This is a genomic window from Pseudomonas sp. 32A, from assembly GCF_052682255.1.
In genome coordinates this window covers 1,043,617-1,062,615 of record NZ_JBQYLY010000001.1, presented here as the reverse complement: position 1 = coordinate 1,062,615, position 18,999 = coordinate 1,043,617, and the positions used below count along the sequence as shown (strand labels likewise).

The window sequence follows — 18,999 nt, the reverse complement described above, 5'->3', positions numbered from 1 at the left end:
CCGAATGTTCCCACGCTTGCGTGGGAACATCCCTTCGGCGCTTTCAAAACCGCGAAATACTCTTCATCGCCCCGATCAAGTACCGCATCGCCACCTGATCACTCTCGGTCAGGGCGCGGTACTGTTCCAGCAATTCCGCCTCGTCCGAACTCAACCGCCGGCTACGCAACGACATCCGTCGGGCCAGAAAGGACGACACAACACCCGCAACACCATAAGACTTGGCCATGGACTGTCTCCTCGTATCAATCAACTGCTCCTGGTTGCCCATAACCTTGTCCCGCAACCGCAATGCCTGCGGGTACCAACGGACTGACTTCCTGGGCCAGAAATCAGACTTACTGTAAGCGTAGAAACTATCTTGCCGGGCGTGGGACTTTTTTAGAGTAATCACTTAAAAAAGTACTTATAGGGCAATGACCTACAGCGTTATCCCACGTCACTCCCCGACGGCTCATAGCGAATAATGTTGAAGCCTTCCTCCAGACGGGGCGCTTCGAAATAGCCGGTGATCAGGTCGAACTGGGCGTCACTGGTTTCGAACGCGTGGGTGCCCGCAGCGTTGCGCGCACGCAAGCGCGCCTTGCAGACCTCGTCCGGCACGTCCAGGTAATGCAATTGGTGATCGGCGCCCGCGCCCTCGAACAAAGACCGCATCCAGCGACGGCTGGCCAGGGTGTTGGCGGGAAAATCCAGCACCACTGAGATGCCAGCCTTGAGCAGTGAGATGATATGGGCCGTCAACGCATCGCGCAGGTGGCCGGTGCAGCGCACGTAGTCGCCCAGGGCCTGGATCTGTCCGGGATAAAGGCATGCCAGCCACTCATCCTCGCTGATCAATACCGTCTGGGGAGCCTGCGACAACTGCTGGGTCAGGGTCGATTTGCCGGATGCGATTTTGCCGCAGATCAGGTGCAACATGGGTTCCTCCGGTGTTGAAGCCAATAAAAAACCCGCCGGTTCAAGGGCGGGCTTTTATGTTTACCAGGATTGCTGTGCAGATCAATCCCGCAAATCCGACTCATGAATCGGCTGGTCGCGATGGGTTGCCCGCTGATACTGCGCCGGCCAAGTTGCCTTGCGCCCACCCAGGTCATCGTCGGCATGCAGTGGCCAGTACGGGTCACGCAACAGCTCGCGGGCGAGGAAGATGATATCCGCCTGGCACGTGCGCAGGATATGTTCGGCCTGGGCGGGCTCGGTAATCATGCCCACGGTGCCGGTGGCAATCCCCGACTCTTTGCGCACACGCTCGGCGAAGCGGGTCTGGTAACCGGGGCCGGTAGGAATTTCCGCATTGGCCGCCGTACCGCCGGAGGAGACGTCAATCAGGTCGACACCCAGGTCTTTCAGACGGCGCGCCAGTTCGACGGTTTCATCCGGGTTCCAGCCGTCTTCGACCCAATCGGTGGCTGAAACCCGCACGAACAGTGGCAGCTCTTGCGGCCAGGCTTCACGCACCGCCGTGGTCACTTGCAGCACCAGGCGGATGCGGTTTTCGAACGAGCCGCCGTACTGGTCCTGACGCTGGTTGCTCAGGGGCGAAAGAAACTGATGCAGCAGGTAGCCATGGGCTGCGTGGATTTCCGCCACTTTGAAACCGGCGGTCAACGCACGCTTGGCGGCAGCAACAAAGTCGGCGATCACTTGTTGGATCTGCCCTTCGTCCAGTTGCTTGGGTGAAGTGTGCTGCGGATCGAAGGCAATCGGTGATGGGCCCACCGGCACCCAACCGCCGTCTTCCGGTTTGACGCTGCCGTGCTTGCCGATCCATGGCCGGTGCGTGCTGGCCTTGCGCCCGGCGTGGGCCAGTTGAATGCCGGCCACCGCGCCCTGGGCGTTAATGAAGCGCGTGATGCGTTGCAGGGGTTCGATCTGTTCGTCGTTCCACAGGCCCAGGTCCTGGGCGGTGATGCGGCCATCGGCGGTCACAGCGGTGGCCTCGGTAAAGATCAGCCCGGCGCCGCCGACGGCACGGCTGCCGAGGTGCACCAGGTGCCAGTCATTGGCCAGGCCATCGACGCTGGAATACTGGCACATCGGTGATACGGCGATGCGGTTGAGCAGGGTCAGTTGGCGCAGGGTATAGGGTTCAAGCAGCAGACTCATGGGGCACCTCTTTTATGCAGTGGGCAGGCTCCAGGGTTCTGTTTGAAAGGTCGACGAAAAACCCGTCCCCGGCGGGCTGAAATAAGACAAGGTCACAAGACCGATCACACAGTGCTTAGAGACTAGTCGACAACAGAGGATTGCACAGGGTTCAGCGTGGCTCGATATGCGCGATCATCAGTTGCACGGTTTCCTGGCCACGGAACTCGTTCACGTCGAGCTTGTAGGCCAGTTCCACCCAGCGAATGGTCGGGTTGGGCCAGATCTCGCGGTCGATGCCGAAGGCGATGCCATCGAGCTTCACCGAACCGCATTCGCTCTTGAGCACCACTTTCAGATGGCGCTCACCGACGACCCGCTGCTCCACCAACTGGAACACCCCGTGAAACAACGGCTCGGGGAAATGCTGGCCCCACGGCCCGGCATTTCGCAGGGCGCGGGCCAGTTCCAGGTGAAACTCTTCAACCGCCAGGGTGCCGTCGGACAGCAGCCGGCCCGTCAGGTCTTCTTCACGCAGTTGGCGGCGCACTTCGGCGTCAAAGGCTTCGGCGAACAGGGGGAAGTTGGCCTCGGGCAAAGTCAGCCCCGCCGCCATGGCGTGGCCGCCGTACTTGGCGATCAGCGTTGGGTGCTGGCTGGCCACCACGGCCAGCGCGTCACGGATATGAAAGCCCGGCACGGAACGCCCGGAGCCCTTGAGCAGGCCATCCCCGGCATCGGCAAAGGCGATGGTCGGGCGGAAGTAGCGCTCTTTCATCCGCGAGGCGAGGATGCCGATCACGCCCTGGTGCCACTCCGGGTCGAACAGGCACAAGCCATACGGCATCGATTCCACCGGCAAGTCCTTGAGCTGCGCCAGGGCCTCACGCTGCATGCCTTGCTCGATGGATTTGCGGTCCTGGTTCATGCCGTCCAGCTGCGCGGCCATTTCCCGGGCGGCGGCGAAATCCGAGGTGAGCAGGCATTCGATGCCCAGGCTCATGTCATCCAGGCGACCGGCGGCGTTCAGGCGCGGGCCGAGGATAAACCCGAGGTCGGTGGAGGTGATGCGCGCGTGATCGCGCTTGGCCACTTCGAGGATCGCCTTGATCCCCGGGCGAGCGCGACCGGCACGAATGCGTTCCAGGCCTTGATAGACCAGGATGCGGTTGTTGGCGTCCAGCGGGACCACGTCGGCCACGCTGCCCAGGGCCACCAGGTCCAGCAGTTCGCCGATGTTCGGCTGCGGCTTGTTCTCGTACCAGCCAAGGCTGCGCAAACGCGCGCGCAGGGCCATCAGCACGTAGAAGATCACGCCTACACCGGCCAACGCCTTGCTGGGAAATTCACAGCCCGGCTGGTTCGGGTTGACGATCGCATCCGCCGCCGGCAGTTCATCGCCGGGCAAGTGGTGGTCGGTGACCAGTACCTTGAGCCCCGCCGCTTTCGCCGCCGCCACGCCTTCGACGCTGGAGATGCCGTTGTCCACGGTGATCAGCAGCTGTGGCTCGCGCTGCAAGGCCACGGCGACGATTTCCGGGGTCAGGCCGTAGCCGTACTCAAAACGGTTGGGCACCAGGTAATCGACATGGGCGGCACCCAACAAGCGCAGGCCCAGGGTGCCCACGGTGCTGGCGGTGGCGCCGTCGGCGTCGAAGTCACCCACGATCAGGATCCGCTGGCGCTGTTCCAGGGCCGTCACCAGCAGGTCCACGGCGGCATCGATGCCCTTGAGCTGCTGATACGGAATCAGCCGCGCCAGGCTTTTATCCAGCTCGGCTTCCGATTGCACCCCGCGTGCGGCGTAGAGACGGGTCAACAACGGTGGCAATTCACCGAGGAATGGCAGGACGGCAGGCAACGGGCGAGGATCAATACGCATGGGGTGACGGAAGCTTCTCTTTAATGTTGAAAATTAGCGGTGATCCCTTGTAGGAGCTGTCGAGCCCCAGCGAGGCTGCGACAGGATCACCTCGGTGTACCTGTCAGACCGCAGCGCCTGCATCGCGGCCTCGCTGAAGCTCGACAGCTCCCACATTCGACCTGTCGACGTTTCAGCCGCGCTCGCCAGCCAGCCATTCCAGCTGGACTTCGTGCTGGCCACGATCATCGGTCACGAAGATCGTGCCTTCGCTGATCATCACGTCCCACTTGATCACCCGGGGCATGTCCTTGGCCAGCACTTCCAGGATTTCCTGGGGTACGGCGGCGATGCTCACGTTTTTCAGGGTTTTCGCCACCGGCACCACTTTGCCTTCCCAGACGCGCAAGCTGCCATAGGCCAGCAAGGTGGTGCGTTCGGTACGACGGGAACACCAGGTCAGACGGTCCGCATCCGGCTGGCCGACTTCGATCCAGTGCAGGACGCGATCATCCAGACTTTTTTCCCACAACGCTGGCTCGTCTACATCTGACAGGCCACGACCAAAAGACAACTGTTCGTTGTAGAAAAGGGCGTAGGCCAGCAAACGCACGGTCATGCGCTCTTCGGTTTCCGAAGGGTGGCGGGCGATGGTCTGCTTGACGCTCTCGTACACCGAACGATCAAGGTCGGTGAGGTTGAGTTCAAACTTGTAGGTCGTGGACGGCTGGGCCATGAACGGACTTCTAGAGACAGGGAAAGGCGGCAAGTCTAACCGATGGTGAGCTGATTCAACGAATCCTGCGCTGCATCATCCTTATCACTGCGCGACTCGCCTATGTTAAAAGGCTCACATCCCAGCCCTGCCCGAAAGGTTCCTCATGTCGTTTACCGCCAAACCACTTGCCGGCCTGAAAGTCATCGAACTTGGCACCTTGATCGCCGGCCCGTTCGCGTCCCGCATCTGTGCCGAGTTCGGCGCCGAGGTGATCAAGGTCGAATCCCCGGATGGCGGCGACCCGCTGCGCAAGTGGCGCAAGCTGTATGAAGGTACATCGCTGTGGTGGTTTGTGCAGGCGCGCAACAAGAAATCCCTGACCCTGAACCTGAAACACCCGGACGGCCTGGCGATCCTCAAGCAACTGTTGGCGGACGCCGACATTTTGATCGAGAACTTTCGCCCTGGCGTGCTGGAAAAACTCGGCCTGAGCTGGGAAACCCTGCACGCCCTGAACCCGAAACTGGTGATGGTGCGCCTCTCGGGCTTTGGCCAGACCGGGCCGATGAAGGACCAGCCAGGGTTTGGCGCGGTGGGCGAGTCGATGGGCGGTCTGCGTTACATCACCGGTTTCGAGGACCGCCCGCCGGTGCGCACCGGGATTTCCATCGGCGACTCAATTGCGGCCTTGTGGGCGGTGATTGGGGCATTGATGGCCCTGCGTCATCGTGAAGTGAACGGTGGGCTCGGCCAGGTCGTGGATGTGGCGCTGTATGAAGCAATCTTCGCGATGATGGAAAGCATGATCCCGGAGTTCGACGTATTTGGCTTTATCCGCGAGCGTACCGGCAACATCATGCCCGGCATCACGCCGTCCTCGATCCACACCAGCCAGGATGGCAAGCATGTGCAGATCGGCGCCAATGGCGATGCGATCTTCAAGCGGTTTATGTCGGCCATTGGTCGGGACGACCTGGCCAATGACCCGGCCCTGGCCAGCAACGATGGCCGCGACAGTCGGCGCGATGAGTTGTATGGGGTGATTGATCGCTGGGTCAACTCGCTGCCGCTGGAGCAAGTGGTGGAGCAACTGAACAAGGCCGAAGTGCCCGCCAGTCGTATCTACAGCGCTGAGGACATGCTGGGAGACCCGCAGTTTCTCGCCCGCGAAATGTTCCTCAAGGCCCAGCTTCCAGGCGGCAAGGACTTCAAGATGCCCGGTATCGTGCCCAAACTTTCAGACACGCCGGGTAGTTGTGAGTGGGTCGGACCACAGTTGGGTGAACACAACGCAATGGTGCTCAATGAGTTGGGCTACGACGCAGCCGCCATTACCCGCCTGCGTGAGAATGGCGCGATCTGATGGCGCCGCGCTTCATCATTCGTCTATGCCTCCTGGGTTCACTCCTCGGGGCTTGGCCGCTGTCGAGCCAGGCTCAGGAGACCTTGACCTGGCTGCTGCGTGACCTGCCGCCCGTGACCATTTTCGACGGCCCGCAAAAGGGCCAGGGAGCCCTCGACCAATTGCTGCCGATGCTCGCCGAGCATATGCCGGAGTATCGACACAGGACGCTTCACGTGAACCGCGCCCGCGGCATGCAAATGCTCCGCGACCCGGGCACGCTGACGTGTGACCCGTCGCTGCTGCGGACAGCAGAACGCGCAAAAACCGTTGTATTTTCCGCCCAGGCCTTTGCGACGGTGAGCAATGGGGTGACCATCCGCCAAAGTCAGCGGGCAGCGCTGGCGCCATTTGTGGTGGATGGAATGTTTGACCTGGAGGCGTTTTTGAATGCACGGGATGCGCGCCTTGGCATTATCGCCGAACGCAGTTACGGCGCCCTTATCGATGAAGCGCTCAAGCACGCCAGTGATCACAAGCTGGCACCGCACTACGGCAATGACGCCCTCGGCAGTCTGCTGCAAATGCAGCGAAAGGAGCGGCTGGAGGCGGTGTTGGGTTACTGGGCAGAAGTTCGCTATCAGGCGCTGCAACAGGGCATCGATCCCCAGGAGCTGATCTTTTATCCCATCAAGGGCACCCCGCCCTATCAACTGACCCATATCGGCTGCACGGATACAGCAGCAGGGCGCGAGGCTATCGAGCGCATCGATCAGGTACTGCGCGAGATCCCGCAGGAGCAACTGCGGCAGTCCTACGCCTCTTGGCTCGACCCGGTCATGCGTGAGCAATACCTGCAAGACAAGCCGACGTTTTTCCAGGATGCCCCGAGGCACTGACAAATCGCGGGCAAAAAGAAACCCCGAGCAGTGGGGAGACAACTCGGGGTTAATAAGGGCCTACAAAGACCAGTAACAACGAGCCACAAGCACCGGAGCACAATGCTTGGTCTCGCTGTTACAAAGTCTGACTCGCCTTACCGCAGGAAGGTTCCCAACAAAAATAAATCTTCATGCGCAGGCGTTCGGCCGAGTCAGGGCCGCGTTGCGCAGAGCCGCCATGACCGAGGGTTCCAGGCGTCCTTCGGCAATCATCAGGTCGCGGTGCAAACAGTCCACCACATCCACCAACGCACGCTTGTCGGTCAATTGCGCCTGGTCGACTTCACGTTCGACCACGATGGCACCGGCCGGATTCTTTACGGTTACCAGGCATTCGCCCTGCACACCCGAGGTGGTCAGCGTGACCTGATAAGGGCTCAGTGCTTCACCGAGCAATAGGCTGATACTTTCCATCTCGATCACCACTCAATAGTTCGGGAACAATCGTGTAAACGGGAGCTGCATCTATCCTAAGTGACTATTTGTGTCGTAGGAAAGTTCGCTTTTTCGTCTTTCAAGGGTTGGCGGGGGATGACGTGTCCAGCATGCGCTTGCAACATGACAAGCAAAAAACGGCAGCACATAACTGCTTACTCAATGAGTTGCCGTTTTGGCGCTGATGCCGAGGGTGAATTCTATACTCGGTCAGTACGGGTCACGCTGCCACACAGGCCTATCAAAAGCCCCCATTTCGAAGGATGACGACCATGCTGGAACACAACAAAGAGCAGGCTGTACTAGAGAAAATTCACGCTGACATATCACGAATTTATGCCGAGCAACGCAAGCTCAACGCAGAATCCCACAAGATAACCCGAGAGAATTTCTGGTATCCCGTTGGTATCGCCATCGGCTTCTTCACGGCTGTCGGAACCGTAATGGCAGTGGCGCAAAAACTACTCGCATAAACGATCGCTCCGGCCGGGCCTGCCAGAAACGAAAAACGCCGCTGACCCAAGGACGGGAATGCGGCGTTTTTTTACCCCTTTGTAAAACCGCACCTTCAGAGCCTCTCCTGCGTTAACAGGCTAGAATCCCCAAATTACCCCGGGAGCCTGTATTGAAAGAAGCGTCTGATAAGCCATTGCGCATCGTCCTCGCCGACGACCATCCGATTTTCCTCATCGGTCTGCGTGCGGTCCTGGAACGTGACGAACGGCTGACCATCGTCGGTGAAGCCAATTCCCCCCAAGCCCTTGCCGAGCTACTGCAACACTGCACCTGCGACGTACTGGTCACCGACTTCATGATGCCCGCCGAGCCCCAGGCCGATGGCTTGCGCCTGATCGAGCAACTGCGCCGGCATCACCCGACCCTGCCCATCGTGGTGGTGACCATGCTGAACAACGCTGGCCTGTTCCACGCCATCCTGGAGCTGGGCGTCATGGGCCTGCTGAGCAAGGCCAGTCTCGCAGACGAATTGCCTGAGGCGATCCGTCAGGTGCGCCAGCAGCGACGTTATGTGGCCCAGACCATCAGTCAGTCACTGAACCTGGCAGGCGTCGAGCGCGTGCACTCCCAGGATCAACTGTCACCCCGTGAACTGGAAGTCATCCGCCTGCTGGCCGGCGGCTTGACGGTAGGCGAGATCGCCGCGAATCTTCATCGCAGCAAGCAGACCGTCAGCGCGCAAAAAGTCAGCGCCATGCGCAAGCTGGGCCTGAGCAACGACGCCGCGCTGTTTATCTATGTGCAGGAACACGGGCTGGCCTAGCCTGAAACGCGATCCACTGTTTCAGCGCCTCGACATCCATGGGCCGGGCGATAAAGCAGCCCTGCAACCACGCAGCCCCCAGCTCACTCACCGCGTGATAATCGGCGGCACTTTCAACCCCGGTCACCACCACCCCCACACCCAGTCGGCCCGCCATGCTCATGGCACCGGCAACCACTGCTGCCTTGCGATCGTCCTTGGCCATGCCGCTGGCAAACGCCGGCGGGATCTTCAATTCGCTGAAGGGCAATTCCAGCAAGCGTTGCAGGCTGGTGCCACCCACGCCGAAATCGCCAATGGACAGCTTGCACCCCATCATCCGCAAACGCAGCAAGCCGGTGACGTGGGCGCTGTCGGTGTTCAAGCGCGAGGTTTCAACCAGTTCCAGGGTCAGGCCATGAGCGGGCACGCCGTGAAGTTGCAGCAAGCCTTGCAGCACCTGGGGAAAGTGCGCGCGCTCCAGCATTCGCCCCGGGATATTCACCGCCACCGGCAGCGCTTGGCCGGTCTCGCGCATGACGTGTGCCGCCAGGCCCAGCGCTTGCTCCAACACGTGCCAGGTAAACGCCTCTTCCATTCCGGCAAACTCCAGCACCGGCAGAAACTCGTCAGGCAGCAACAGCTCACCTTCAGGCAGCTGCCAACGCGCCAGCGCTTCAACACCTTGCAACGCACCCGCCTGGCTGACGATGGGCTGATACCAGACCGTGCCACAGCGTGCGATAACCGCCTGGCTCAGATCGGCTGAAGGTGGCAACACCTCGATGTCGCTCAAACCCAGCAACTGGCGCACCTGCTCCCAGGACATCGCCGCCGGCCCGGGCCGCAGGCGTTCCTGGCACGCCGTCAGGACTTGCCCGATCAACTTTGCCGATGCGGGCTTGGGCAAGCAGCCGAGCACGTTGAGCCCCAACTGCCGCGCCATGTTCGCCACGCCCTCCAACACCTCGGGCTCGGCGTTGCTCAACAAGATCAACACCTGAGCCTGGCGACGTTCAGCCAGTTCACGGATCAGCTCCAGGCCATCGCCCTGTTCCAGGTACAGATCGCAAATCGCAATGTCTACCGCGCCCTTGCTCTCCAGTGACTGCCGAGCGGCGTCAACCGTTTCGGCAGTGCGTACATTGAATACGCCGTTGGCATTGAGCATCTGATGCAGGGCCATCAGTTGGAACGGGTTATCTTCGAGGATCAGGACTTTGAGGGAACGCATGAAAACTTTACCGGGGAGAAGCGAGGGCGCACAGACTAGTCAAAACCCCGCACCTTCCCCATAGGACATGTCTTATTCGGACTGATCCAGACAGGCATCAAGCTCGCACCGGAACTCGATCAATGCTTCGCGCAGCGCTAACCAATGCCTTTCAAACTCAGTGTTGCGCTGCTCCCGAATACAACCTTCCAGCGCCACGCAGGCCTTGGCCAGCGACAACGCGTCTACCAGGCAGCATATGCCCTTCAGACGGTGCAACGAGGCGACCAGCCGGGCCTGATCGTGGTCCGCCATGGCGGCGGTCATCACGCTTTGTTCCTGCTCAAGACTCCTCGCCAGCTCCTGCAACATCTGCTGCAAAACCGGTCCGTCGGCCTGGGTCATGGTGCGCAGGGTCTCGATACTGAAAGAACGCGAAGGCGCCACCCGGGCGAGCACGCGCGTCCAGTGTTCAAGGGTCACGGGCTTGACCAGCAGTTCATCCATTCCCGCCTCCCGGCAGCGCTGCTGTTCGTCATCCTGGGCATTTGCCGTGCACCCCACCAGCGCCAGGCGTGGCCGTTGCTCCTGGGCTTCAAGCCGGCGGATGGCCTCGCTCAAGGCGTAGCCGGACATGCCCGGCATGTTGCAGTCGGTGACCAACAGATCAAACACCTCGTTGCGCCAATGCTGCAAGGCAGCCTCGGCGGAGTCGACGGCCACCACCTGATGGCCAAGGAACTGTAACTGCTGAACCAGTACCAGACGGTTGGCCGGCAGGTCATCCACCACCAGCACCGACAGGCTGCGGCCGGCGACGGGCGGCGACACCGCAGGTGCCGCCGGCACGTCGTCGCTGCTGACCCGGTCCAGGTACAGCTCGATGCACACCACCGTGCCCTGCCCCACCACACTGCTCAAGGTGATGCTGCCGCCCATCAACTCCACCAATTGCTGGCAGATGCTCAAGCCCAGCCCCGTACCACCGTGCTCCGCAGCCGTCAGCGCGCTGACCTGGATAAACGGCTTGAACACCCGCGCCTGCTGCTCGATGCTGATACCCAGGCCGCTGTCCTCCACGCAGATATGCAAGTATTCAGCTCCCGCCTGGTCGAGCTTGCGCGCGACACTGACCCGAACCTCGCCGTGCTGGGTGAATTTAATCGCATTGCCCAACAGGTTATGGATCACCTGGCGCAGGCGCAGCGGGTCGAACCAGTAGTACCCTTGCGCTGCGGGATCGAAGGAAAGAGTCAAGTGCAGGCCCTTTTTCTGCGCCATGGCTTCAAACAGCCGCTGTATGCCCTCAAAGAATGCTTTCAAGTCAGTGGTCTGCGGCGCCAGTTGCAGATGACCGGCTTCAATCTTCGCCAAGTCCAGGCTGTCCCCCATCAAGGCAATCAATTCCCGCGCCGAGCGATGGGCTACCCGCAGCGCTTCAGACACCGGTTTGCCTTCGGCCAGGGCACGCTCCTGCTCCAATTCAAGCAGACCGATAATGGCAGTCATCGGTGTACGAATCTCATGGCTCAGGGTCGAGAGAAAGGCACTTTTCGCGTAGTTCGCTTCGTCAGCAGCCTGGCGCGCATCCATCAGTTGGTGCTCCAGGATCTTGCGCTCGTTGATGTCGATCCAGCCACCGAGCAACCCTTGCAATTGGCCCTTGGCGTCAAAGAACGGCACCGTCCACTGATAGACATGAAACGCCCCGCCGTTGAACTCCAGTTGCCGGTCGACGAACAGCGACTGCTGGGTCGCCAACTGCTCCATATGGCCGGCATGCAGGCGCGCGGCCGTTGCGTCAGGCATCAATCCGCTTTCCATCAGCGTCAGGCCCTGGATCTGCTCACGCCGGGTGTTCAACTGTTGCTCATAGCGGGTGTTGCAGGTCACCAGGCGCCCTTCCAGATCACGCACAAATACCGGGTTGGGCATGCCATCCAGCAACGCGCGCTTGAATGCCAACTGGTCGTTGAGCCGCTGCTCGGCTTGAAGGCGTTGGCGAATCTGGCGCTTGAGCCGGCTGTTCCAGACCAGGGACACCAGCACAAACAGCAACGCCATGGCGACCGTCCAATACGCCCACGGTGGCACCCGTTGCCAGGCGGGCACCGGGACCGGCACGGTACCCAGCCAACGCAAACGCAGGGCGCTCAATTCCGCTACCGGCAGGGCTTCCAAGGCCTTGTTCAAAATGCTCAGCAGCTCGGGTTGATCCTTGCGCACCGAGAGACTATTGGCCGACCACTTGCCCTCGACACTGCGACCGATGCGCAATTCATCGGCCGGGTAACTCTGCACTTCCACTTCACTCTGGATAGTCGCCGCCGCGCGGCCCTGCGTTACCAGCTCACGGGCCTGTGCGTAGTTATCCACCGAGTGCAGCTTGATCTCGGGGTGCTCGCGACGAATGTACCCCTCCAGGACATGGCGCGCCGGCAGCGCCAGGACCTTGCCTGACAGCTCGCTCAAACTGGCCACTGGCGGCGCATCCGCGCGCTGGATAAACACCCATCCGGAACCCCCGAAACCATGGCTGAAATTCAGGAATGCCTTGCGCTCCTGATTCTCGGCCAGGGTGGTGTTCATGTCCGCCCTGCCCGTTTCCAGCAACGCCAGGGTTTGCGCCGTGGAAGTCACATCCTCCATGACGAACTGCAGGCCGGTCATGCGTGAAATGCGGTTGAGCAAGTCCACATTCAGCCCTACCCATTGGCCGTCCTTGTCCTTGAATACGTAAGGCGAGAGTTGCTGGGACGCCACCACCACATGGGGATGCTGGAGCACCCAGGCCCGCTCCCGAGCCGACAACGCGATGCGCTCGGCGGCCATGCCGACGCCCAGGCCGGTGGTCCAGCGCGCGAGGATTTCCCGACGCACTGAGTCATCGATACTCGCCAGCGCCTGGTCCATCATCGCTCCCAGCAACGGGTCGGCCTCCCGTGTGGCAAAGGCAAAACCAATGGGCGCCAGGCGGCTTTCTACCTTGATCTGCAAGCCCAGGTAGGGCCGCAAAGACTTGTAGGCGCGCACAATCACTTCGTTGCCGATAAACGCATCGGCATCGCCTTGTTTCAGCGCTTCGAGGCCGCTGTAGAGGTTCGGTGCCAGCATGATGTGGCTGCCGGGATACGCTTGATGGACGTTCTTGACGTTGGCGTAGCCGTCCAGCAACACCAGCTTCTTGTCATTGAGGTCTTCGTTCTGGGTGGTGTCGTCCCGGCGCACAACCACCACCGAACGGTCCGGCATGTAATCGTCGTTAAAGCGCAGCCCCGGTACGTCACGCTCATAACCGTTGGCGCTGGTGAGAATATCGATGGTGCCGTTACGCAAGGCTTCCACCGCCTGCGCCCGTTCGGCGAAGCCCAGCACTTGCATCGGTGCATTCAGGCGCGCGCCGATCAGGCTCAGGTAATCGGCGCTGATGCCCTGGTAGCGATTGCGGTCGCGGGTGATATCAATCGGCTGATAGTCATCAATCGAGATGCCCACCCTCAACGGCCGATGCGCCGCCAGCCATTGCTGCTCGCTGGCCGTCAGGGGCATGGGCTCCAGGGCAATGAACGCCGGCACCAGCTTGAACGGCAGGCTGACAGCCGCAAGGCTTGCCGAACCCTGCAAAAGCAACAGCACACCTGCCAGCCACACACACGCGCGGGTCGATAAATACACCAGTTGGGTTTCCTTAATTATTCTTGTTGGTCGCCGCGCAAGTATGGCTCGCCAGAATGAAAAAGCCCGTCACGAGGACGGGCTTGAGCTACCACGTAAAGCCGTTGGCTCAGAGTGGCTTGCCGCGATTGCCATGCTGGCTGACAAACGCCTGCACCGCTTTCAGGTCATTGGCCAACACCGTGCAACGCTCTTCGCGTTCAAACAGGTCGGTAAGGTGCGGCGGCAATTCCAGCGCTTTGCCAACACCGGCCTTCTCTACCGCTTCCGGAAATTTGACCGGGTGCGCGGTGCCGAGAATCACCATCGGGATGTCCAGGCTGCGGCGGCATTCCCGCGCGGCCTTGACGCCAATGGCGGTGTGCGGGTCCAGCAGCTCGCCGGTCTGGGCGTAGACTTCGGCAATGGTCTCGCAGGTTTGTGCATCGTCCACGGCCAGGGAATCGAACAGCTTGCGGGTTTCGGTCCAGCGCTCTTGCTCGACGCTGAAGCCGCCACCTTGCTTGAAGCTGTCCATCAGGCCAGCCAGGGCAGCGCCGTTGCGACCGTGCATGTCGAACAGCAGGCGTTCGAAGTTCGACGACACCATGATGTCCATCGACGGCGACAGCGTGGCGTGCAGGGTTTCCTTGACGTACTGGTTGCCGCTCATGAAGCGGTGCAGGATGTCGTTGCGGTTGGTGGCGACGATCAACTGGTTGATCGGCAGGCCCATGTTGCGGGCAAGGTAACCGGCGAAGATGTCGCCGAAGTTGCCGGTGGGCACCGAGAACGACACCGAACGCGCCGGGCCGCCCAACTGCAGGGACGCATGGAAGTAGTAGACGATCTGGGCCATGATCCGCGCCCAGTTGATCGAGTTCACCGCCACCAGGCGCGTGCCCTTGAGGAAGCTCTGGTCGGCGAAGCTGGCCTTGACCATTTCCTGGCAGTCATCGAAGTTGCCTTCGATGGCGATGTTGTGGATGTTCTCGCCGAAGATCGTGGTCATCTGCCGACGCTGCACTTCCGACACGCGGTTGTGCGGGTGCAGGATGAAGATGTCGACGTTTTCGCAGTGCTTGCAACCTTCGATCGCCGCCGAGCCGGTATCACCGGAAGTGGCGCCGATGATCACCACGCGCTCGCCGCGTTTTTCCAACACGTAGTCCAACAGGCGACCCAGCAGTTGCAGGGCGAAATCCTTGAACGCCAGGGTCGGGCCGTGGAACAGCTCCAGGACCCATTCGTTGCCGTTCAGTTGACGCAACGGGGCGATGGCGCTGTGGGAAAACACGCCGTAGGTTTCTTCCAGGATCTTCTTGAAATCCGCATCCGGGATGCTGCCGGTGACGAACGGGCGCATGACCCGGAACGCCAGCTCGTGGTACGGCAGGCCGGCCCAGGACGCGATTTCTTCCTGGGTGAAGCGTGGCAGATTTTCCGGCACATACAGGCCGCCGTCAGTGGCCAGACCGGCCAGCAAAACGTCTTCGAAATTCAGGGCCGGTGCCTGGCCGCGGGTGCTGATATAACGCATGACTGGCTCCTCTAGAGCGTGCTTGAACAAGGGCCGCCGAACGTGTGGGGCCCTTGCCGCAAAACGATTAGTTCAGGTGTTCGACGCGAATCCGCACCACCGGCCCAACCACACCCTGCAACGCTTCGAGCGCGGCGATGGCATCGTTGATGTGCTGTTCCAGCACGCGGTGGGTCAGCAGGATCATGGGCACCAGGCCGTCTTGTTCTTCGACTTCCTTCTGCATGATCGATTCAATATTGATGCCACGCTCCGACAGGATGCTCGCAACCTGAGCGAGCACGCCCGGATGATCCTTGGCCTGGATGCGCAGGTAGTAGGCACTTTCGCAGGCCTCGATCGGCAGGATCGGGTGGGCCGACAGCGAGTCCGGCTGGAAGGCCAGGTGCGGTACACGGTTTTCCGGGTCGCTGGTCATGGCGCGAACCACATCCACCAGGTCGGCGATCACCGACGAAGCGGTCGGCTCCATGCCGGCGCCGGCGCCGTAGAACAGGGTCGAACCGGCAGCATCACCGTTGACCATCACGGCGTTCATCACGCCATTGACGTTGGCGATCAGGCGGTCGGCCGGGATCAGCGTCGGGTGCACACGCAGCTCGATACCGGCCGGGGTGCTGCGCGCCACACCGAGGTGCTTGATGCGGTAGCCCAGGGCTTCGGCGTAGTTCACGTCGGCGGTGGTCAGCTTGGTGATGCCTTCGGTGTAGGCCTTGTCGAACTGCAGCGGGATACCAAAGGCGATGGACGCCAGGATCGTCAGCTTGTGGGCAGCGTCGATGCCTTCGACGTCGAAGGTCGGATCGGCTTCGGCGTAACCCAGGGCCTGGGCTTCGGCCAGCACGTCTTCGAAGGTACGGCCTTTCTCGCGCATTTCGGTGAGGATGAAGTTACCGGTGCCGTTGATGATGCCGGCCACCCAGTTGATGCGGTTGGCAGACAGGCCTTCACGGATCGCCTTGATCACCGGGATACCACCGGCCACTGCGGCTTCGAACGCCACGATCACGCCCTTCTCGCGGGCCTTGGCGAAGATTTCATTACCGTGCACGGCGATCAGCGCCTTGTTGGCAGTAACCACGTGCTTGCCGTTTTCGATGGCCTTGAGCACCAGTTCGCGGGCCACGGTGTAGCCGCCCACCAACTCGATGACGATATCGATTTCAGGGTTGGTGGCGACTTCGAAGACATCGTTGGTAATCGCAATACCGGTCGTTTGGAACTGAGGCTTTGGCGTACGCGTGGCAATTTGCGCCACTTCAATCTCACGCCCTGCACGGCGGGAAATTTCTTCAGCGTTACGCTGAAGTACGTTGAAGGTGCCGCCACCGACGGTCCCTAACCCACAGATGCCTACTTTGACCGGTTTCACTGAAGAACTCCCCATGAAACGGCCGACTCAAGGTCGGCCGTGAAAACAGCCGCACAACTGCGGCTCTCTATTAATGACCCGCCGAACTGTCGGCGAGTCATGATCGTCAAGGCTCGACGATTTTGCTTACTTTGCGTTGAGTGCCAGTTTGGCAACTTGCGGCGCCGGCTGGTAGCCCGGAATCACCTGACCGTCAGCCAAAACGATGGCCGGCGTGCCGCTCACACCAATCGACTGGCCGAGGGCGAACTGCTTGGAAACCGGGTTGGCGCACTTGGCGGCCTTGATTTCCTTGCCATCGACCATCTTGTCCATGGCGGCTTTCTTGTCGGCCGAACACCAGACGGCTTGCAACTGCTCGTCACCCGGCGAACCCAGGCCCTGGCGCGGGAACGCCACGTAGCGCACTTCAACGCCGAGCTTGTTCAGCTCAGGCACTTCGGCGTGCAGCTTGTGGCAGTACGGGCAGGTGGTGTCGGTAAAGACAGTGATGTGAGTCTTGGTTTCGCCAATGGCCGGGTAAACCACGGTTTCAGCCACGGGAATGCCGTTGATCAGCTTGGACACACCCAGGCGTTCGGCTTTCTCGGTGAGGTTCACCGGCTTGCCGTCTTTCAACTGGAACAGATAGCCCTGGACGATGTACTGGCCATCGGCGCTGGCGTACAGCACGCGGCTGCCCTTGAGCTTGACTTCATACAGGCCGGCCATCGGGCTGGCGCTGATGCTTTCAATCGGGGTATCGAGCTGGAGGGCTTCCAGGCTCTTGCGGATTGTCTTTTCTGCGGCGTCATCGGCGACGGCAAAGGTGGAGACCAACGCAATGGCTGCGATGGCGAAAATCTGGGTCAAGCGCATGGGAACTCCTGAAGGCAGATGCAGGGACGGGAGCAGGAACACCGATCTTCAAACACGGGTTTGGGCCGTCCCCTTTGCGAACCGGCAAAGCCTACCACAGTTGGGCCGCAGGGCAGCCAGTCGCGGGGAAATTGGGCTTTTTCCGAGGTGATTTTCATCCGCGGGGATGGTGCTTGGCGTGCATCTCCTGCAAACGCGCCCGGGCCACGTGGGTGTAGATCTGGGTGGTGGATAAGTCGCTGTGGCCCAGGAGCATTTGAACCACGCGCAAATCCGCGCCGTGGTTGAGCAAATGCGTGGCGAAGGCGTGACGCAGGGTGTGGGGCGACAGCGACTTGCCGATCCCCGCGACCTTGGCCTGGTGCTTGATGCGATGCCAGAAGGTCTGGCGGGTCATCTGCTCACCGCGCAGGCTGGGGAACAGCACATCGCTGGGCCGACCGTTGAGCAACTCGCTGCGGGCATCGCGCATGTAGCGCTCGACCCACACAATCGCCTCTTCGCCCATGGGCACCAGGCGCTCCTTGCTGCCCTTGCCCATCACGCGCAATACGCCCTGGCGCAGATTGACCTGTTCCAGGGTCAGGCTGATCAGCTCGGTGACACGCAAGCCGCAGGCATACAGCACTTCCAGCATCGCGCGGTCACGCTGGCCGATGGCTTCGCTCAGGTCGGGGGCTGCGAGCAGGGCTTCGACGTCGGCTTCCGACAGAGATTTGGGCAGTGGCCGGCCCAACTGTGGCATGTCGATTTGCAGGGTTGGGTCGACAGCGATCAGCTTTTCCCGCAGCAGGTAGCGATAAAAGCCACGTACGCCGGAAAGAAAACGCGCGGTAGAACGAGGTTTGTAGTTTTGCTCGAGGCGCCAGGACAAATGGTCAAGGATCAGCTCGCGACCGGCGTTAAGCAGTTCGAGGTTTTTCTCCTGCAGCCAGCCATTGAACAACGCCAGGTCACTGCGGTAAGCCTGGCGGGTGTTGTCTGACAGTCCTTTTTCCAGCCATAGGGCATCGAGGAAGCGGTCGATCTGGGGATGGTCAATGGCGGGCATGAGGGCTCAGGCTGGGAAAGTGGCGGTGTCGGGTAGATCCTATCGCAGCACAGGCATCTACACATCAATGAAGGCGGGCAAATAATCTGTGGCGAGGGAGCTTGCTCCCGCTGGGGCGCGAAGCGGCCCTGATTGACCATTGAGGTCCAACAGAGAGACTTCTATTGCAGGATCTAGGGCCGCTGCGCAGCCCAGCGGGAGCAAGCTCCCTCGCCACAAAAGCGACTCGACTCAGGATCAGTCCGCAAACCCTGGCAGCACGGGCACCGGTCGTTTGTCAGTATCAATGGCGACAAAACTGAACACACCCTGGATGGCCTTTTCTCGTCCGTCAGCACTCATGCTTTCGACAAATACTTCCACCTGGACCTTGAGGCTGGTGTTACCCACCTTGATCACGCGACCGATCAGTTCAACGATGGAGCCCGCCGGTATCGCGTGATTGAAGTCGATACGGTCGGTGGAGACCGTCACAAGCGGCAAGCGGCAGAAACGCGTCGCCGTAATGAACGACACTTCGTCCATCCATGCCAGTGCGGTACCGCCGAACAGCGTGTTGTGGTGGTTGGTAGTCGGTGGGAAAACGGCTTTGGTCACATGGGTAACGGAAAGGTCAGTACGACGCTGAATTTCTTCGAGGCGGGTAGTCATGAATAGATACCGGGGAA

General features: G+C 60.8%; 17 protein-coding genes. 4 read left to right on the top strand and 13 right to left on the bottom strand.

Going from position 1 to position 18,999, the window contains the following annotated elements:
* Nucleotides 1-43 precede the first annotated feature (43 nt).
* From ACUN0G_RS04815 to ACUN0G_RS04795, 5 genes are all read right to left on the bottom strand, one after another.
* Nucleotides 44-229, bottom strand: coding sequence for a hypothetical protein (locus tag ACUN0G_RS04815; RefSeq protein WP_258343944.1), 186 nt, complete (start codon nt 227-229; stop codon nt 44-46).
* A gap of 200 nt (nt 230-429) precedes the next feature.
* Entirely contained in the window at nt 430-921 is a 492-nt protein-coding gene (locus ACUN0G_RS04810; protein WP_445572805.1) for an AAA family ATPase, read from the bottom strand.
* An 81-nt stretch (nt 922-1,002) separates the two neighbouring features.
* Entirely contained in the window at nt 1,003-2,109 is a 1,107-nt protein-coding gene (locus tag ACUN0G_RS04805; protein WP_003209564.1) for an NADH:flavin oxidoreductase/NADH oxidase, read from the bottom strand.
* Nucleotides 2,110-2,260: 151 nt separating this feature from the next.
* The gene (gene recJ, locus ACUN0G_RS04800; protein ID WP_076017504.1) at nt 2,261-3,970 is read right to left on the bottom strand and encodes a single-stranded-DNA-specific exonuclease RecJ; all 1,710 of its coding nucleotides are present in this window, start codon (nt 3,968-3,970) and stop codon (nt 2,261-2,263) included.
* 172 nt (nt 3,971-4,142) lie between these two features.
* On the bottom strand, nt 4,143-4,685 hold the full coding sequence (locus ACUN0G_RS04795; RefSeq protein WP_258343938.1) for a YaeQ family protein: 543 nt from the start codon (nt 4,683-4,685) through the stop codon (nt 4,143-4,145).
* Between the two features lie 145 nt (nt 4,686-4,830).
* On the opposite strand from ACUN0G_RS04795, the gene ACUN0G_RS04790 reads away from it, so the two are divergent.
* Nucleotides 4,831-6,030 (top strand): CaiB/BaiF CoA transferase family protein, encoded by a 1,200-nt coding sequence (locus ACUN0G_RS04790; RefSeq protein WP_219273919.1) that lies wholly within the window; start codon nt 4,831-4,833, stop codon nt 6,028-6,030.
* The gene (locus tag ACUN0G_RS04785; RefSeq protein WP_445572804.1) at nt 6,030-6,908 is read left to right on the top strand and encodes a TIGR02285 family protein; all 879 of its coding nucleotides are present in this window, start codon (nt 6,030-6,032) and stop codon (nt 6,906-6,908) included. Before ACUN0G_RS04790 ends, ACUN0G_RS04785 begins: the two co-directional genes overlap by 1 nt.
* A 171-nt stretch (nt 6,909-7,079) precedes the next feature.
* On the opposite strand, the gene ACUN0G_RS04780 is transcribed toward ACUN0G_RS04785, so the two are convergent.
* Entirely contained in the window at nt 7,080-7,364 is a 285-nt protein-coding gene (locus ACUN0G_RS04780; protein WP_017478706.1) for a DUF3509 domain-containing protein, read from the bottom strand.
* 293 nt (nt 7,365-7,657) lie between these two features.
* Here ACUN0G_RS04780 and ACUN0G_RS04775 point away from each other — a divergent pair, with 293 nt between their 5' ends.
* Entirely contained in the window at nt 7,658-7,858 is a 201-nt protein-coding gene (locus ACUN0G_RS04775) for a hypothetical protein (protein WP_421523567.1), read from the top strand.
* A gap of 152 nt (nt 7,859-8,010) precedes the next feature.
* A complete protein-coding gene (locus ACUN0G_RS04770; protein WP_445572803.1) occupies nt 8,011-8,664 on the top strand; it encodes a response regulator in 654 nt (217 codons plus the stop codon).
* On the opposite strand, the gene ACUN0G_RS04765 is transcribed toward ACUN0G_RS04770, so the two are convergent.
* From ACUN0G_RS04765 to ACUN0G_RS04735, 7 genes are all read right to left on the bottom strand, one after another.
* Entirely contained in the window at nt 8,633-9,877 is a 1,245-nt protein-coding gene (locus tag ACUN0G_RS04765) for an EAL domain-containing response regulator (RefSeq protein WP_445572802.1), read from the bottom strand. The two genes, ACUN0G_RS04770 and ACUN0G_RS04765, sit on opposite strands and share 32 nt — an antisense overlap.
* A gap of 72 nt (nt 9,878-9,949) precedes the next feature.
* Complete coding sequence (locus tag ACUN0G_RS04760) at nt 9,950-13,531, bottom strand: transporter substrate-binding domain-containing protein (RefSeq protein ID WP_445572801.1); 3,582 nt, start codon at nt 13,529-13,531, stop codon at nt 9,950-9,952.
* A 109-nt stretch (nt 13,532-13,640) separates the two neighbouring features.
* Entirely contained in the window at nt 13,641-15,050 is a 1,410-nt protein-coding gene (thrC, locus tag ACUN0G_RS04755) for a threonine synthase (protein ID WP_226476555.1), read from the bottom strand.
* 67 nt (nt 15,051-15,117) lie between these two features.
* Nucleotides 15,118-16,422: a homoserine dehydrogenase gene (locus ACUN0G_RS04750; protein ID WP_017478702.1), complete on the bottom strand. Its 1,305-nt coding sequence runs from the start codon at nt 16,420-16,422 to the stop codon at nt 15,118-15,120.
* Between the two features lie 126 nt (nt 16,423-16,548).
* Entirely contained in the window at nt 16,549-17,280 is a 732-nt protein-coding gene (gene dsbC, locus ACUN0G_RS04745) for a bifunctional protein-disulfide isomerase/oxidoreductase DsbC (RefSeq protein WP_063032964.1), read from the bottom strand.
* 154 nt (nt 17,281-17,434) lie between these two features.
* The gene (gene xerD / locus ACUN0G_RS04740) at nt 17,435-18,331 is read right to left on the bottom strand and encodes a site-specific tyrosine recombinase XerD (RefSeq protein ID WP_218263901.1); all 897 of its coding nucleotides are present in this window, start codon (nt 18,329-18,331) and stop codon (nt 17,435-17,437) included.
* 237 nt (nt 18,332-18,568) lie between these two features.
* Nucleotides 18,569-18,982: an acyl-CoA thioesterase gene (locus ACUN0G_RS04735; protein ID WP_063032965.1), complete on the bottom strand. Its 414-nt coding sequence runs from the start codon at nt 18,980-18,982 to the stop codon at nt 18,569-18,571.
* Nucleotides 18,983-18,999 lie beyond the last annotated feature (17 nt).

Excerpts from the sequence above, each read along its gene's own strand:
- ACUN0G_RS04815 (WP_258343944.1), bottom strand. The coding sequence starts at position 229 with ATGGCCAAGTCTTATGGTGTTGCGGGTGTTGTGTCGTCCTTTCTGGCC.
- ACUN0G_RS04810 (WP_445572805.1), bottom strand. The coding sequence starts at position 921 with ATGTTGCACCTGATCTGCGGCAAAATCGCATCCGGCAAATCGACCCTG.
- ACUN0G_RS04805 (WP_003209564.1), bottom strand. The coding sequence starts at position 2,109 with ATGAGTCTGCTGCTTGAACCCTATACCCTGCGCCAACTGACCCTGCTC.
- recJ (WP_076017504.1), bottom strand. The coding sequence starts at position 3,970 with ATGCGTATTGATCCTCGCCCGTTGCCTGCCGTCCTGCCATTCCTCGGT.
- ACUN0G_RS04795 (WP_258343938.1), bottom strand. The coding sequence starts at position 4,685 with ATGGCCCAGCCGTCCACGACCTACAAGTTTGAACTCAACCTCACCGAC.
- ACUN0G_RS04790 (WP_219273919.1), top strand. The coding sequence starts at position 4,831 with ATGTCGTTTACCGCCAAACCACTTGCCGGCCTGAAAGTCATCGAACTT.
- ACUN0G_RS04785 (WP_445572804.1), top strand. The coding sequence starts at position 6,030 with ATGGCGCCGCGCTTCATCATTCGTCTATGCCTCCTGGGTTCACTCCTC.
- ACUN0G_RS04780 (WP_017478706.1), bottom strand. The coding sequence starts at position 7,364 with ATGGAAAGTATCAGCCTATTGCTCGGTGAAGCACTGAGCCCTTATCAG.
- ACUN0G_RS04775 (WP_421523567.1), top strand. The coding sequence starts at position 7,658 with ATGCTGGAACACAACAAAGAGCAGGCTGTACTAGAGAAAATTCACGCT.
- ACUN0G_RS04765 (WP_445572802.1), bottom strand. The coding sequence starts at position 9,877 with ATGCGTTCCCTCAAAGTCCTGATCCTCGAAGATAACCCGTTCCAACTG.
- thrC (WP_226476555.1), bottom strand. The coding sequence starts at position 15,050 with ATGCGTTATATCAGCACCCGCGGCCAGGCACCGGCCCTGAATTTCGAA.
- dsbC (WP_063032964.1), bottom strand. The coding sequence starts at position 17,280 with ATGCGCTTGACCCAGATTTTCGCCATCGCAGCCATTGCGTTGGTCTCC.
- xerD (WP_218263901.1), bottom strand. The coding sequence starts at position 18,331 with ATGCCCGCCATTGACCATCCCCAGATCGACCGCTTCCTCGATGCCCTA.
- ACUN0G_RS04735 (WP_063032965.1), bottom strand. The coding sequence starts at position 18,982 with ATGACTACCCGCCTCGAAGAAATTCAGCGTCGTACTGACCTTTCCGTT.